Here is a 16,227-nt window from a genome sequence, read left to right on the forward strand (position 1 = left end):
CCCATGTCACTAAAGGATCGATTCAGCGAAGAGTTGCGTTATCTCCATGAACTGGGGAACGACTTCGCTCAGGACAACCCACAACTTGCCCGTCTGCTCGGCAAGGGTGGTAGCGACCCGGATGTCCAACGCCTGATGGAAGCCTTTGCCTTCCTGACGGCCAAGCTGCGGTTGAAACTGGAGGACGACCTGCCCGAGCTGACGCACCCGATGCTGCAGCTGCTGTGGCCCAATTACCTGCGGCCTCTGCCGAGCGCCACGATCATCCAGTTCACCCCGCGCAAGCAAGCGCTCAGCCAGTCGCAGCGTATTCCCAAGGGCTCGCGGTTGTTCTCCAAACCTGTGGATGGTGTGCCCTGCGAATTTCGGACCTGCACGGCGGTGGACATCCATCCGTTCGAGATCGACGCAGTGAGTGCTAGCCAGACACTGGACAGTTCGGTGGTTCGGCTCAACTTGAGAACCTTGGTCGAGCGGCCATTGAACACCTTGGGCTGCGCCAGTCTCGATTTTCACTTGAGCGGTGATACTCAAACTGCCCGCACCCTGTATCTGTGGATTGCGCAATACCTCAAACATGTCGAAGTGACGGTCAATGGCGAGGGCCGCCGGCTGACGGCCAGCAGCATCATCCTCCCAGGCTTCAGCCCGGTTGAAGCCTTGCTGCCTTACCCACAGAATGTCTTCGACGGCTACCGGATTCTGCAGGAATACTTCATATTTCCCGAGCGTTTCCACTTCTTCAGCGTGGCCGGACTGAACAAAGTATGGCCCGATCAGACGACCCAGCAGGTCAGCCTCGAATTTCACTTCACCCGACAGTTACCTGATTCGCTGCGTGTCGGCAGAGCAGACTTCAGCCTGTTCTGCACCCCTGCGGTAAACCTGTTCAGTCACAGCGCCGAGCCTATCGACCTGTCCAGCCAGTCCGCCCAGGCTGAGCTCACGCCCAGAGGTGAGGCGCGACACGCCTATGAAATCTTCAGTGTCGATCAGGTCATCAGCACCCGCACGACAACAGACGGCAGTACCGGTGAACACCTGCGAACCTTCCGGCCCTTCGAGTCGTTCGCCCATGAGATCGAGCATGTGCAGGGGCGCACAGCGCTGTACTACCGCTACACGCTTGAAGAATCCCTGCGCGAGGATAGCGTCACTCACCGCATCGCATTTGTCCGCGCAGACGCCAACGCCTACATCGGCGAGCTGGAAACTGCCTCCATCGACCTGACCTGCACCAACCGCGACCTGCCACGGGCGTTGGCTATCGATGACATCAATGTGATTTCCGAGGTCACGCCGCCCCTGGCTACCTACACCAACATCTGTGCTCCAACCCGCCCCTATCGGCCGGTACTGGACGGCCAGTTGCAGTGGGCCCTGATCTCCAACATGTCGCTGAACTACCTGTCGCTGCTCTCTGCCGAGCCGCTTAAAGCGGTCATCAATGCCTATGACTTCGCCGCCCTGCATGACATCCAGCAAACCCGTATCACCCGCAAGCGCCTCGACGGCATCCGGGATGTTCAAACAGAACCCCTCGATTGGCTGATCAAGGGGCAGCCCATTCGCGGTCTGCGCACGCGGCTGAAGCTGGCCCAAAGCGCATTCCTCTGCGAAGGCGACCTGTATCTGTTCGGTTGCGTGCTCGCCCACTTCTTCGCCCTGTACGCCAGCATCAATTCCTTCCATCAACTGGAAGTGATCAACACCACCAACAACGAGCACTACACATGGCCAATCCAGACCGGCAAACAACCGCTGATCTAGCCGACAAGCTGCTCGCCGAGGCGCACCAGTACAACTTCTATCAATTGCTGGAGCGCCTGCACGGCTTGCACGGGGATGACCTGGAACCGCGTTGGCCCGATCCCGCCATCCGACGGCGCGTGCGGCTTGCCAGCGACCCGCGGCTGACCTTTCCTGTGTCCGACGTGCACAAGGCCGAACGCATGCGTGAAGCGGACGACCGCTATCGCGTGTGCACCACCTTCATGGGCCTGCACGGCACTGACTCGCCTTTGCCAACCTATTACCTGGAAGAAGTGTCGTACGAGCATGCTCACGGCATTGGTATACGACCGGCGTTCTTCGACTTCTTCAATCACTACTTGCTCAGCCTGTTGCACCGCATCTGGCGCAAGTACCGCTATTACATCCGCTTCCAGCCGGGCGCGACCGATGGCTTCTCGCAGTACATTTTCGCCCTGCTCGGATTGAATGACAAACAACTGCGCGGCGACACGCCGCTGCCTTGGAGCCGGTTGCTCAGTTTCGCCGGGGTCATCGCCAGCCGCAGCCGCGCGCCGGGCACTGTCGCCGGCATCATCGCCCACTGTTTCGACTTGAAGCAGGTGCACATCCGCGAGTTCGAAACCCGCTCGGTTCCCACCACGGCCAAACAGCTGGTAAGCCTTGGCCGCAGCAACGGCGAGCTTGGCAGCTCGTTCATGGTCGGCAGCCGTACGCGAACCCGCAGCAGCAAGTTCACCATCGTGATCAGCGAGCTCGATCAGGAACAGTTGCGTGACTTGTTGCCCAGCGGCCTCAATTTCAATCGCTTGCGTGCACTGATCGACTTCCTGTTGCGAGACGGACTGGCCTATGACCTGGAGCTGCGTCTGAAGCAGAACGCGCTATCGCCCTTCTGCCTGCACCGTAGCCAGGGCGCCTACCTGGGCTGGACCAGCTTTATCGATGACCGCCACGGACAGATCAGCCCCGTCGTGCGGTTCCGGGGGCGCTCATGAGCACATTGATCTTGAGCATCACCAACCTTGATCAGTTGCAACACAACGTCACTGCCCGACATCGATTCGATTGCACAGGCGGCACCCTGGGCAGCGCCGGGGCCACCTGGCGGATCAACGATCGTGAGCAGACCGTTGCGCCGATTCACTGCGAGATTCGCTGGATGGAGGGCAGCTTCTGCGTCATTGACCGTTGCCAGGGTACCTACCTGAACGACAGCCACGACAGCGTGGGATCGCTCGCCCCCAGGCGACTGCTGGACGGCGACCAACTGCGCATTGGCGCCTATCGACTGCAGGTTCAACTTTCGCAGGCCGATGCACGTTCTCTGGAGGACTTGTTCAGTCCGGAACAGCGAACCCTTGATCACTGGCTACTGGAAGCGCCAGCCAATGCTTGGCGCCCCATTTCAGCCCCCAAGCACGTCGTCGCAGACATCTGCTCGGTCTTCGCGCCAGGTATCGGCAACGATCCCTTGGCGGCACTGGACACAGTGACAGGGGCAGCCCAAGAGAGCCCGCTGGAACACCTGATTGCAGGAGAACGTCCATGACGCGACATTCATTAGTGGCCGGTCTGCTGATTGCGCTGCTCGGGATTTCGGGTTGCAACTCCCTGAACAAAATCGGCCAGGTGGTCATGGACCCCTCGATACCCGTCGGAGCGCCCAAGGATCACCCTACCCAGGTGGCGTTCAGCATCAATGCCAGCCCAACACTCAATGGCAATCCAAACAGCGTTGTGATGGCGCCCGAGCTGGAGCCCGTCATCGAGCCCAACCCCTATGCCGTTAGCCTGAGCGCAGGTGATCCCTACGTGCTGACTGAAAAAGTCGGGGCTTTGTTCGAATACCTTCAGGAACACTTCCCCGCGATGTCGCCCGTCGATATACCAGTGGACGACGGCGAGGAGCCTGCGCGCTCCCCCCTGGAGGAAAATGCCCCCGGCAACTACGACGATCCGACCGTTGCCCTGACCTTGCCGCGCACCACCACCCTGGCTGCCGAGCCCGTCGCCACGCCTATGGCCATCAAGATTCTGCAACTGCGCGACGATTCACTGCTGCGCAACAGTGTTTATGAGCTGCTGGACAAGGACCCTGCCGAGGCGCTGCGAAGCACTTACATCCGCGATGACGACTACTTGGTGCGCCCCGGCCAGTTCAAGTTCATCCCTTTTGCGCCCATCGAACCCGAAACGCGCTTCGTCGCGGTGATCGCCGACTACCGCAACCAGGAGGACGCCACCTGGAGCCAGGTGCTGCGCATTCCGCCCCGCGGCCACCAGATCATTCTATCGGTGTTGCTCAACGACATGCAGGTTTTGCTCAAGGGGGAGGACTGATGGCGCCTTTACCCCTGCCCTTCTCGCTTACTCACGCTGACATGGAGCGCTCATGAGTTCACGTAATCCCGTCTTGTGGCCTGAAGGCCTATTCGTCAAACCGCAACATTTTCAGCAGGCTGCCCGTGCCGCCGAAGCAGCGTTGCATCAGCGCCTTGGCATCCTGAACGCAGCCTTCTATGGCTTCAGCGAACTGCAGTTGAATGACGAGTACCTAAGCCTGGGCAAGATCGCCATCACCCGCGCGCGCGGCATCATGCCGGACGGCACCGTGTTCGATATCCCTGCTGACCTGCCGCCACCTCCACCGTTGGAAATCGAGGACGACGGCGGCAAAGACAGCGAGATCTTCCTGTGCCTGCCACTGCGTACCGAAGGTGGCCGCGAGGTGAGCTGGCCCGACGATGCCGCCAACTTCCGCTACCGCGCTCAGGCAGAGGAAATCAAGGACACGCACAGCGCCGACGGCGACCTGGTGCAGGTTGACCTGGCAGTGCCAAACCTGCAGCTCAAACGCAAGGCCGACGACAGCAGCGCTTACACACGACTGGCCCTGGCACGCATATTGGAACGCCGCCCGGATGGGAGTCTGCAACTGGACGAAGGCTTCTATCCCACCAGCGTTTCAGTGCGTGCCGTACCCGCACTGCAACGCTTCCTGGAGGAAATCACCCACTCCCTGCGCGAGCGGGCGCGCAACCTCGCCGCCCGTATTGGTGCCTCAGGGCAATCCGGCATCGCGGACATCCGCGACTTCAACCTGCTGCAGGCTATGAACCGCTGGTGGCCATGCTTCCAGCATCTGGCCAGGCAAGGCCAGACACACCCTGAGCAACTGTACCTGTGCATGAGCCAGGCCTGTGGCGAGTTCGTCACCTTCACCGACGAGACCCGCCTGCCGCAGGAATATCCCGCCTATCACCACACCGCGCTGCGCACGTCGTTCAAGCCCTTGGAAGACACCCTTCGCCGGGCATTGAGCACGGTACTGCAACCTCGGGCGGTTTCGCTGCCACTGGAGACGCTGGAGTTTGGGGTGATGACCACCACACTGGAAGACCGTCGCCTGATCGACCAAGCCGATTTCATCCTGGCCGTGCGCGCCAATTTGCCACCGCAAACGTTGCGCCAGATGTTTGTGCAAAAGGCCAAAGTCGTTTCGCTGGAATCGTTGAACGAGGTCGTGCCGCTGCAACTGCCCGGTATTCCACTGGTGCCGCTGCCCGTGGCCCCGCGGGATCTGCCTTTCCATGCAGGCTTCACCTACTTCGAACTGGACCGCCGCGACCCGACCTGGGCGGCCATGAAGACCTCCAATGGCTTCGGTATTCATGTCGCAGGCGAGTTCCCTGGACTTGAACTGCAGTTCTGGGCGATCAGGAGTGAATGACATGGTAGATAACAAAACCGTCCCCACTGATGCTGCACAGATTGAAAGCAAAAAACTGCAGACGATGATTGAGGAGTCCTTGTCCGGCGACTCAGCCGCACCCGCAGAAGCTGGAGATTCCGATCAGAAAACCAAGTCAGAGCCTGTTTATGCAGGCTACGCACCTGACCCGGACTTCCAACTGCGCGGCGGTTACGAAAACCTGATGCTGGATGCCGCTGCCCCTCTGTTCGGCCTGGTGATACGTCTGCGCACCCTGGACGCGTTGCCCAATATCAAGGACGTGCACCAGCAAGTACGCAACCAGATCGACAACATTCGCGAGGAGATACGCCAGCACGGCTACGAACCCACTCAGTTGCTGGCGTACTCCTACGGCTTGTGCCTCTTCATCGATGAAGCAGTCATGGAAAGGCCCTGGGGCAAGGCCAGCTGCTGGAGTCAGGAACCCCTGCTCAGCATCTTCCACGACGAAACCTGGGGTGGGGAGAAAATCTTCACTGTGCTCTCGCGCCTGATGCAGGAGCCCGAGCGCTATCAGGACGTGCTTGAGTTCATGTACTTAGCCCTGTGCCTGGGCCTGAAGGGCAAGTACGCCATCGCGCCGAAAGGCGAAGAGTCACTGAACGCGCTTATTCACCAGCTTCACGGGATCATCCGCGAACTGCGCGGACCCGTGCCGGAGTCGGTCGGCGATCCCTACACCAACGTAGCCCCGCGCAATTTCCGCATGAACCGGCAATGGCCGTGGTGGAGCCCGCTGGCTATCTCCGCACTGGTTATGGCGGTGGCCTACGGCATCTACAGCTACCGGCTGCACCTGATAACCACCGAAGTGCTGGAGTCGCTCAACGGCATTTTGCAGCAGTAGAAAGGCACAAGCCGGAGCAACCGAATTCAACGAATTGACGAGGCAATTGCTTCGTTGACAAGCCCATCGTTCTCGATGGCCACGCCACCCTGAGTGCGCGTGTTTAATCCACATGGACGCAGGAGAAACTGCCATGCCAACACCCGCTTACATCACGATCACTGGAGAGAAACAAGGCCTGATCACTGCTGGTGCATTCACTGCCGACTCGGTCGGTAACGTTTACCAGCAAGGTCATGAAGATCAAATCCTGGTTCAGGAAATCAAGCATGAAGTGACCACACCCACTGATCCACAGAATGGTCAGCCGAGCGGCCAGCGCGTACACAAGCCGTTCAAGTTCACCAGTTCACTCAACAAGGCGACGCCTCTGATGTATCAAGCGTTGGTCGACGGCGAAATGCTGTCGATAGTCGAAGTCAATTGGTACCGCACCTCGACGGAAGGCAAACAAGAGCACTTCTTCTCAACCACGCTGGAAGACGCAACTATTGTCAGCATCAACACTGTCCTCCCTCACGCTCAAGACAAGGTGAACGAGAACTACACGCAGCTGGTCGAGGTCGCGATGACCTATCGAAAGATCGTCTGGGAGCACACCGTAGCGGGTACCGGTGGCTCTGATGATTGGCGAGCACCAGTCGCCTGATATTCATGAATGCTCCGGGCGGGTTTACCTGCCCGGACTTTGTGTCACCTCAGACGGCGGACAAGGATTGCTTATGCCTAGCCAATCTGATTTGCGTTACAGCTTCCAGCCGCTGGTTGGTAAAGCTGAATTCGAAGTGGTGTCGTTCGAACTCCGAGAAGGGATCAGCACACCTTTCGAACTGGAGCTGAAGTTGATCAGCTTCGAAAACGATATCGATTTCGGCCACCTGCTCGACAAACCCGTACTCTTCACCATCTGGGAAGCGGAACGCCCGGTGCGTTACGTGCACGGTCTGGTCAGCCGCTTCAGCCAGGCGGAAAGTGGCTTCTACCGCACCTACTATCACGCGCTGATCGAGCCACAGCTGGCTCGCGCCAACCTGCGCTCGAACTGGCGCATCTTCCAGCAGAAGACCGTGCCGCAGATTCTTGAATTGATGCTCCAGCGCCAAGGTATCAACCAGTACGAATTGCGCGCCAACATGGACCATCAGGTCCGCGAGTTCTGCGTTCAGGCCGGCGAGACGGACCTGGCGTTCATCGCCCGCCTGGCTGCTGAAGAAGGCTTCGTCTACCGCTTCGCGCACAGTGCAAAGCTGCACAAGCTGATCATTACCGATCGGTTGCAATCACTCGGGTTGATCAGCCATGGGGCCGTCAAGGACGAGGATGAAGACGAGGGCTTCTTTGATGCCGACGAGTCCGTACACCCTGACACCGTCCTGTACCAAGCGAACAGCGGTGGCGATCAAGCCAAACCCTGCCTTCGCCGCTTGCGCTACAGCGAGCAGGTGCGGACTGCCCGCCAAGTGCAGCGCGACTATACCTTTACCAACCCTGCCTACCGCCAGGAGCACAGAGCCGCCGGCCCCTTCCTGGAGCATCAGTCCAAAGAGTACGAATACTTCGAATACCCAGGCCGCTATAAACGCGATGCCGTGGGCAAGCCGTTCACTGAAAACCGCATCACAGCGCTGCGCCATGACGTCCGTATTGCCGAGGTCCAGGGCGATGACGTGCGCCTGCAACCGGGCCTTGGCTTCACCCTGACCGGTCACCCGCGTGAAGACCTCAATGCGCACTGGCGGGTGAACACCGTTATTCATAAAGGCACCCAGTTCACCAGCCTGCAGGAAGAAGCCGCCGACGTCGATGCAAGCACGCGCTACGAGCAGACCGCCGTGCTGGTCCCCGGTCGAACCGAATGGCGCCCTGCGCCATTGGAAAAGCCGCGAATCGACGGCCCACACATGGCCACCGTCGTCGGCCCACCGGGCGAAGAGATCTATTGCGATGAATGGGGCCGGGTAAAAGTCAGTTTCCCCTGGGACCGCGAAAGCCAGAACAACGAGTTCAGTTCCTGCTGGCTGCGCGTATCGCAAGGTTGGGCCGGTGGCAGCTGGGGCTCGATGGCCATCCCGCGCATCGGCCAGGACGTGATCATCCAGTACGTCAATGGTGACCCCGACCAACCGATGATAACCGGGCGCACCTACTGCGGTGACCAACTGCCGCCCTACGACCTGCCCGATCACAAAACGCGCATGACCATCAAGAGCCAGACCCACAAGGGGGATGGTTTCAACGAGCTGCGTTTCGAGGATGAGTTAGGCCGTCAGGAAGTATTCATCCATGCCGAAAAAGACCAGAACAACGTCGTCAAAAATAACGAAACCACCTTCGTTGGCAACAACCGCAGCGAACGCGTAGACCACAACGAAACCATTTCCATTGGTGACCACCGTACCGAAGACGTTGGCAAGAACGAAACCATCAGCATCGGCGCCAACCGCAGTGTGACCATCGGGGCGAACAAGACTGAGACCATCGCGCTGGCCAAGGCGGAGACGATCGGACTGGCGAAGGCGTTGACCATTGGGGCGGGGTATCAGGTCAGTGTAGGCGCGGCCATGAACACGACGGTTGGCCTCAGTCAAAGCGAACAGGTCGGCATCCACAAGTCCGTGATAGTCGGCAACCGCTTCAACATCACCGCAGGCGACGAGCTCACTATCACGGTGGGCAAACCCACGTTGGTCATGAAGTCCGATGGGACCGTGCTGATCAACGGCAGCAACTTTGACTTCAGTGCCACAGGGCCTGTGCAAATCAACGGCAAGGACGTCGATATCAACTGAAGGGGTAACCCAACATGGAATTTCGCAACCTGACGCCGTTTGACGTCATGTGCTTCAGTGCGCTCGCGCCTGACGGACAGGAACATCCGGTTATCGCGATGAAGGTCGGCTACCGCCTTGAACCGATTGAAAATCAGCCAGGACACTGTCGCGCTATCGTCGTTGATGAAGACCCGCTGCGACTATGTACAGCCGATACCTACCATGGTGAACCCGGCTTCAGCTCTGTACTTGAAGAAAGCGACCTAGCGCCCTTCAAACCCCGCTGCGATGTGATCGTAGTCGGCCACTCACACGCACCTGCAGGACGTCCGGCACTCACTTGGGAGGCTGGGTTACGCATCACATCCACCCGCCCCAGAATCGAACTACCTGATCCAGCGCCGCCAAAGCGTGCACCGGGTGTTTGCCTCACCGCCGCCGAACTGCAAGAGCATCAGGCCAATATCTTGGACGTGCGGCGACGTAATAGGGAGCAGCGCACGCCGCAGTTGTTATTGGACAAAACACTTCGCTTTACCGGCCCGCGTGAGTTTCGCCATGGGCTACTAGGTTGGCGTTTGTCCGAACCAGAACTCGCCACCCGCGTACCGCTGCGCTGGGAGCGGGCTTTTGGGGGAACGAGCCAAATCGCCAACCCACAATTTGGGCGCGCATCCGATGCTCCCGAGTTTCTACTCAACGAAGTCTGCTTTAGCAACCCATTAGGCCGTGGATGGCTCGAGCACCACCATGGAAAGCTGCATTACGAGCTGACGGGCGACTTCCTTGAGCGCTTGCCGGGCCCCCAAATAGAACATTTGGACGATCCCATTGAACGCCTCGTTCGCACACGGCGCCCTGCGGGCCCGCTGGATGCATACGCTATGGCCGATGTGGCCAATGGGTATGGCTACACGCCCGCAGGCTTTGGCGTCATTGGCCGTGCTTGGTCACCACGTCTGGCACTCGCCGGCACCTATGATCAAACCTGGCAAGACAATCACTGGCCAGGTCTGCCGCAAGACTTCGACTTCACCTACTGGAACGGTGCCCCCTCCGATCAACAGGTCACTCACCCGGCGCCCAATGCGCGCATCACGCTGTTCAATCTGACCGACCCATCATTGAGCGCTGACGGACGCTGTGACTTCCAGTTACCTGGGCACAGACCTTTCGTACTCATGCGTATGACCAACGGTGTGATGCTCCCGCTGCCCATGCTCACCGACACGCTACGTATCGATACCGATGCCATGACGCTGTCGATGACCCACCGCATCAGCCTGCCAGGGTCGCTCGATATCCGTGTCCTCGAAGCACGGTTTGAGACCAACCCTGACGCTCCCATCATCCGGCGCGCAAAACGCGGCGATAGGGAGCAGGTGTGACATGGCCGACAACGTAATGGCCCGCCAACAGGGCAAATGGACGGTCGTCAGCATCGCCCCCGATGTTTGCAAAACGCCCATGGGAAGCAGCACTCCACCGGTGCCCTATCCAGTTACAGCAGAGCTCGATACCAGCACTGGGGTTGCCAAGAGCGTACGCGCCAATGGCCATCCGGTTGTGGTCTACAAACGTAGCTTTACACCCAAGACCATCGGCGACGCAGCTGGCAAGGCCAAAGGCCTCAAGAGCGGCACTGTCGAGGGCAAGTGTCACCCACTGGAGCACAGCAGTTCCGTGCGTGCCGAGGGGCGTTACCTGGTTCGTCATGGCGACCTGTTCTGGATGAATGGGAGTTGATGCCATGAGTGAACAGCCCATTCAACTGGACACACTGCATGTCCAGGTAAAGGAAGTGCCTCTACGCAAGCTCCCAGGAGGCCCGGACCGAATGTTCGTGCAGACTGACGGCACCGGCAAGGTGCTGGTTGATTTCGCCGATGGGGTCAACGAGTGGGGCAAAGCCCTGACACTGAGTGAAAAGGAGTATGAGGCCCTTCGTCAGGAGGCGTTCCGCAGGGAACTGACTGACTTGGAAGACATACCGACCTACACTCAACTCTACCCATCATCGAAGAACAGCGGTGCGACCACAACACCAAATGGCAACACCCTCGGTAGAGTAAGTGGCGAAACGCCCCCCACCGGCGCTGCTGCGGATTACTCCAACCCGAAGGTAGAAAGCGAAACATCGGCAGAGGGTATTACAGGCAATGAAATACTGGATGGCCTGCAGCTAGGATTGGACGTTGTGGGTCTGATCCCGGTGTTCGGCGAGCTAGCCGACGTAGCCAACGCCGGCATCAGCCTTGCACGGGGTGACTATGCGGGTGCGGCGCTGTCTTTGCTTTCAGCTATTCCTTTTGTAGGCTATTTGGGTACAGCTGGCAAAGTCGGGCGGCACGGCGCGAACGCAGTGGCTGAAGCATCAGCCAAAGGTGCTAAAGAAGCCACTGAGAGAAATGTCCGCAATGAGACTGCTGAAAAATTCGAACAGAAGGTTCAAAGCGATACAGCCAGTAACGGTAAAAATGATAAAGACCCTGGCGGCAAGAGCAAACCCAAAGCCCAACTTAAATGTGGACAGAAGGGAAGTTACAGCGAATTGGTCAACTTTGATGCTATCGGTGCGGGAATGGAGCGTGATCACATCCCCCCCCAAGCTGCACTGCTCCAACAAGCAAAGAATCTTCTTGCGAAGACAGGGCAGACGCTAGATGACGAGCAGCTGAAAACTTTAAGGAGGAAAATTGAGCGCCACGGCCAAGCAGTGAGTATCCCCGAGAAAATTCATCGCGATGGGATCACAAACAGCAACCCAGACAATAAAAGTCACGCAAGAGATTTACAGAAAATCGCAAGAGACGAAAGCAGAAACCACCGCGAAAACATGAGGCGAAGCGACAAAAACCATCAATGCCTTAGCGCCCTCCAGCAAGCCACCGGAGAGATAGGCAAAATAACCAACAAACAATATGATGATTTCCTAATAAAGCTTTTGACCGATACAATAACCGGAAAGAAAACGACCAACCCTTGGAAAAATATACTTTAGGAGATCCAAATGAGCACAATCAATACCGAAGCACTAGTCAAAGCAGTAGGCAAAAATTCGCGATCGGAGCCCGCTCAGAAGATGCTTTCCGAGTTAAACATCAGCGAACAGGACCTGAAACCACACCCATTAGGTCTCGTGGGGCACCGATTTTGGTCGAACGATGAAAAAGGATTGCAACTTGAATTCGAAGATATTGGCTTACTCGAAAACATCCCATATCATGACATAGATGACGGCCCATGGACATTGACGAAACTAGTATTCTGGGGAGTTAGAAAGAAAAAGCCTACATACTCGAGCATACTCCCTTATGGATTGAATTTTTATACCTCTAGAGAAGCGACAAGAAAAAAATTTCGTGACGACGGATTCGGAGAAGCCACACAAATGGGCTTAAGCGGAGAGGTAGACATGTGGAATATTGGATCAACAGAAATAACAATTGACTTTTCAGGAGATGAAAAGGCAATTCGCTGCATAGCCATTGGAGTACCTATTAACCGCAATGAAATATAAGAGCGACCCTAGCGAGAAATACATATGAAAATCCAAGACATTGTAAAACTCTTTGGCAAGAGCTCTTCAGACCCAGCAATTGAAGAGATGTTTCAGTCACTTGAAGTTAAGCGAAGACCTGAATTAGCTCGACCAGCGAAAAGTCCTTACGAGGCAATATTAAAAATAAAGGCAAGAGGGATGCTTCTTTCTTTCAGCGAACGCAACTACTGGGAAGGCTTTCAGGTTAGGTCTTATGGCAGAAGCAACACGCTCATCCTTACAAATGTCGCCATCACCGCCGGGATACCTGGTGTCATGCGACGTTTTCCAGACAGTGAATTACCATTCGATTTACGATGGAATGATGATCGACTTTCAGCTCGCGGCAAGCTTGCAGCTGCAGGGTGGGATCATCATCTTCATGCTTACAAACGCGACGCTTGGTGGCTGCCTGACTATCACATCCGACTAACCTATCAACCGGGCGATATCAACCAACAGGAAGAGCATGGAATTTTTGACATTAGCTTGGGAATTCCAATGCCAGCATCGAAAACACCCGTTCCCCCAAGGCGATACCCCACTCCTGACCAAGTATATGCCCTCTTTGGAAGCTCTCCTGCCGCCGCCGCATTCCAAGCCGCATTCCAAGACTTTGAGCCTACCAACTTAGTTCTTGAAGCAGAACAGGAAATTGTAGAAAGAAAACACGAATACGGCTTCGCTCTATACTTCGACAAAGCAAGGCCAGCTGCCGATGGACGCCCTTCATTCAGCGGCATTAACATGTGTCGCGATCGGCTAGGACGTTCAACAGCTTGGAGAGGAACCTTACCATTCGACATAAACTTTGATGAATCGCCATCGAAACTGGAAGAAAGGATTGGCAAGAACGCTAACTACTGGCACGACAGTAAAACTTCTGGGGTTTGCCAATGGCTTCTACCCAAGCTATCGGTGCTGATCAACTTCGACAATCTTGACAACTGCATTGAGTCTATTCGAATTCTACGTACCGGATATAGAAGTGATCTGCTCGACTAGGTTCTCTACGAAAAGAGATGTCGCTAACACCGCGTGGAGCAAGCCAGTGAGACCTTGGCGGCATAATTTTCGGAGCTTGTCGAAGCGTGTCACGATCCGGCGGTTCTCTTTCAGACAGCCGGGAACTGGGACCGTCAAACGGTCTGTGCAAATCAAGGTTTAGATTGCGCTTCTTTGGAAGCGGCGAAATAACAGGCTGCTTTCGATAGGTTGCATCAGCAACGTAACACTTTAGCACCGTGCTCTTCTCGGACAAGCCACCGTCAAGATCTGCTGTCTGCGCCACATTCTATCGTAAGCGCTCCATGAACCCCACACTCAAAGCGTCTAGGCCAGCAACTGGAGCAAGTTGGAACGCGCGTTGAACACGATCTATAACAACGCAGCCGAACGTACCATCCGGCCGTTTGTCATTGGCATAAAGAACTGGTTCTTCAGTGACACGCCCAAAGACGCCACAGCCAGCGCACAACTTTACAGCCTGGTCAACGGTCAAGAGCCATAATGCGCGGCTGCGCCACACACTGGAATGCTTACCGCATGCGTCCTCAGTGGGTGTCTGCACAATGAGCCACACGTTCGGCCTGCTCCTCACTGATTCAGAGAGTTGTAAGCGCTCCATAAACCCCACCGATCTTAATATGGCTGGCGCGGTCAGCTAGGCGATGCGGGTGAGCCGTTCCACGGCAGCAAGCTTCGTAATCTTCAACCGATCTTGCCGTTGGCAGGCGTTCCAGTGCGTGGCGCAGCCACGCATAAGGCTCTTGGCCGTTGGCTTTGGCAGTCTCGACCAAACTGTAAAGTTGAGCACTGGCCGTCGCGCCCTTGGGCGTGTCGCTAAACAGCCAGTTCTTTCTTCCGATCACGAAGGGGCGGATCGCGCGTTCAGCGGCGTTATTGTCCAGCGGCAGGTAGCCTTCCTCGATGTATCGCTCCAGCCTGCTCCAGTTACTGGCGAGGTAACTGATAGCTTTGTCCAGGGCGTTCTGAGCAGTGACCTGTGGCAGCGTCTTTTCGATCCAACTTTTCAACTGAACCAGTATCGGCAGGCTTTGTTCGTGACGACCGATCTTACGTTCAGCGTCGCCGCAAGCCTTTTGGTCGCGTTCGATGCCGTAAAGCTTGTTGATCAGATTCAGCGCGATATCCGCGCGCCCCGTTTACCTTTGGGCTGCACTTTCTGTGCTTCAACGAACTCGCGACGCGCATGGGCCCAGCATCCTAAGCGCTCAACTCCAGCTTGGGCGCCCAGTGCGTTGTAACCGGCATAATCATCGGTCATGACGTAACCACGATAGCCACCGAGCAGGCGCGTAGGCACCCCCTGCGCTCGGCTGGTGGAGTAGTCAAAATGGATCACCGGCTTATCCGGCGGGCCGCCGGTTTGCACCCACATCCATGACTGGCTGCCTGGCTCGCGGTCAGGCTCTTTCAACACCTGCACCCGCGTTTCATCGCAATGGATGACCCGGCTGGCCAATAGGCTGTCGCGCATTAAATTCAGCAGCGGCTGGAAGTGTTCGCCGCACTGGATAACCCAGCGTGCCAAGGTCTGGCGAGGGATATCGATGCCGTGGCGGCCCAGTACTTTTTTCAAAGCGGTGAAGCGGCAAACCGTCCACATATTTAGTGGTCAGCAGCATCGCCAGAACGCTCGGGCTGGCCATGCTTTTTTCAATCACATGAGCCGGCTTGTCTGCAGTGACCGGTGAAGTCTCGCAGTCGCGGCAACCCTAGACGTTACGAACGTGTTTAATCAACCGTATCTGCATCGGGACGATTTCAAGTTGCTCGCTGACTTCCTCGCCAATGGCGTGTCTGCGGCAACCGCAGGTACAAGTCAGCTCATGCTCGGGCAGTTCGTGGATGACTTCGATGCGCGGTAGATCGGCAGGCAATGGGTTACGCTTGCCACGGCGCTTTGCGGGTGCGACGACCTCTTCTTCAGTGGTCTCGCACGCCAATTCGACCTCGTGCTCCGCTTCATTGCACAACGCCGTTTGAGGCGTTGCCGGACCGACGGCCTGCTCTGATTTTCGGCCGAACAGGCGCTGCCTTAGTAGTGCAACTTGCTCTTCGAGCACGCCCATTCTGGACTGCATCTTCGCAAGCGTCTGCTTGAGCAATTCAGGATCATCAGGAAGGTTGTCGGGCACGAAATTCATGCCCGGGATTATACCGAATCAGGCTACGAATCGTGGCGTCAAAACCGGATGGGGACGGTTACGCCAAAGGTCAAAGCCGTCGAGCATCCAATTGAGCTCCTGGACATTCAGGACAATTGCTTCGTCGGTCACATCGGGCGATGTTTTGAAACGCTCAGACTCCAGGCGCTTGAGCCAAAGGCACAAGCCGTTGCGCTCCCAATACAAGATCTTCACGCGATTGCGTGGCTTGTTGAAGAAGACGAAAAGCACAGGGTCGAACACCGCGACCTTGATGTCCAACTCGACCAAGGCTGCCAGACCGTCGATGGATTTTCGGAAGTCGACGGGCTTGGAGTACAGATACACTTTTTCGACTTTTGCATCGGGACGCATCATGGTTGGCGGGT

At 56.9% G+C, this 16,227-nt stretch carries 14 protein-coding genes and 2 pseudogenes; 14 read left to right on the forward strand and 2 right to left on the reverse strand.

Annotation, left to right across the window (positions count from 1 at the left end; all coding sequences use genetic code 11):
• The first annotated feature begins 3 nt into the window (after positions 1-3).
• From tssF to ABI582_RS01465, 14 genes and pseudogenes are all read left to right on the forward strand, one after another.
• Positions 4-1,770, forward strand: coding sequence for a type VI secretion system baseplate subunit TssF (gene tssF, locus ABI582_RS01400; RefSeq protein WP_442118165.1), 1,767 nt, complete (start codon positions 4-6; stop codon positions 1,768-1,770).
• Entirely contained in the window at positions 1,734-2,750 is a 1,017-nt protein-coding gene (gene tssG, locus ABI582_RS01405) for a type VI secretion system baseplate subunit TssG (protein ID WP_368978242.1), read from the forward strand. Before tssF ends, tssG begins: the two co-directional genes overlap by 37 nt.
• On the forward strand, positions 2,747-3,304 hold the full coding sequence (locus ABI582_RS01410) for an FHA domain-containing protein (protein WP_442118166.1): 558 nt from the start codon (positions 2,747-2,749) through the stop codon (positions 3,302-3,304). The genes tssG and ABI582_RS01410 overlap by 4 nt, the downstream gene beginning before the upstream one ends.
• A complete protein-coding gene (gene tssJ, locus ABI582_RS01415) occupies positions 3,301-4,095 on the forward strand; it encodes a type VI secretion system lipoprotein TssJ (protein WP_442118167.1) in 795 nt (264 codons plus the stop codon). Before ABI582_RS01410 ends, tssJ begins: the two co-directional genes overlap by 4 nt.
• A gap of 52 nt (positions 4,096-4,147) precedes the next feature.
• Positions 4,148-5,485, forward strand: a complete 1,338-nt coding sequence (gene tssK / locus ABI582_RS01420) for a type VI secretion system baseplate subunit TssK (protein ID WP_442118168.1) — start codon at positions 4,148-4,150, stop codon at positions 5,483-5,485.
• Position 5,486: 1 nt separating this feature from the next.
• Entirely contained in the window at positions 5,487-6,356 is an 870-nt protein-coding gene (gene icmH / locus ABI582_RS01425) for a type IVB secretion system protein IcmH/DotU (RefSeq protein ID WP_442118169.1), read from the forward strand.
• A gap of 133 nt (positions 6,357-6,489) precedes the next feature.
• Positions 6,490-7,005, forward strand: coding sequence for an Hcp family type VI secretion system effector (locus ABI582_RS01430; protein WP_442118170.1), 516 nt, complete (start codon positions 6,490-6,492; stop codon positions 7,003-7,005).
• Between the two features lie 73 nt (positions 7,006-7,078).
• On the forward strand, positions 7,079-9,145 hold the full coding sequence (locus tag ABI582_RS01435; RefSeq protein WP_442118171.1) for a type VI secretion system Vgr family protein: 2,067 nt from the start codon (positions 7,079-7,081) through the stop codon (positions 9,143-9,145).
• A 14-nt stretch (positions 9,146-9,159) separates the two neighbouring features.
• Entirely contained in the window at positions 9,160-10,515 is a 1,356-nt protein-coding gene (locus ABI582_RS01440; protein WP_442118172.1) for a DUF2169 family type VI secretion system accessory protein, read from the forward strand.
• Between the two features lies 1 nt (position 10,516).
• On the forward strand, positions 10,517-10,873 hold the full coding sequence (locus ABI582_RS01445) for a DUF4150 domain-containing protein (protein WP_442118173.1): 357 nt from the start codon (positions 10,517-10,519) through the stop codon (positions 10,871-10,873).
• A 4-nt stretch (positions 10,874-10,877) separates the two neighbouring features.
• Positions 10,878-12,128, forward strand: a complete 1,251-nt coding sequence (locus ABI582_RS01450) for a hypothetical protein (RefSeq protein WP_442118174.1) — start codon at positions 10,878-10,880, stop codon at positions 12,126-12,128.
• 9 nt (positions 12,129-12,137) lie between these two features.
• Positions 12,138-12,647 (forward strand): hypothetical protein, encoded by a 510-nt coding sequence (locus ABI582_RS01455; RefSeq protein WP_442118175.1) that lies wholly within the window; start codon positions 12,138-12,140, stop codon positions 12,645-12,647.
• 24 nt (positions 12,648-12,671) lie between these two features.
• Positions 12,672-13,673, forward strand: a complete 1,002-nt coding sequence (locus tag ABI582_RS01460; RefSeq protein ID WP_442118176.1) for a hypothetical protein — start codon at positions 12,672-12,674, stop codon at positions 13,671-13,673.
• A gap of 331 nt (positions 13,674-14,004) precedes the next feature.
• Positions 14,005-14,335: pseudogene (locus tag ABI582_RS01465) on the forward strand (IS66 family transposase); the annotation flags it as partial.
• Here ABI582_RS01465 and tnpC read toward each other — a convergent pair.
• Both tnpC and tnpB read right to left on the reverse strand, forming a co-directional pair.
• Positions 14,328-15,838: pseudogene (gene tnpC / locus ABI582_RS01470) on the reverse strand (IS66 family transposase). The pseudogenes ABI582_RS01465 and tnpC overlap by 8 nt on opposite strands.
• 18 nt (positions 15,839-15,856) lie before the next feature.
• Positions 15,857-16,216: an IS66 family insertion sequence element accessory protein TnpB gene (tnpB, locus tag ABI582_RS01475; RefSeq protein ID WP_442118177.1), complete on the reverse strand. Its 360-nt coding sequence runs from the start codon at positions 16,214-16,216 to the stop codon at positions 15,857-15,859.
• Between the last annotated feature and the right edge of the window lie 11 nt (positions 16,217-16,227).

It is taken from the genome of Pseudomonas sp. SAS7, from assembly GCF_052112345.1.
In the GTDB taxonomy this organism is placed as follows: Bacteria; Pseudomonadota; Gammaproteobacteria; order Pseudomonadales; family Pseudomonadaceae; genus Aquipseudomonas; species Aquipseudomonas putida_Q.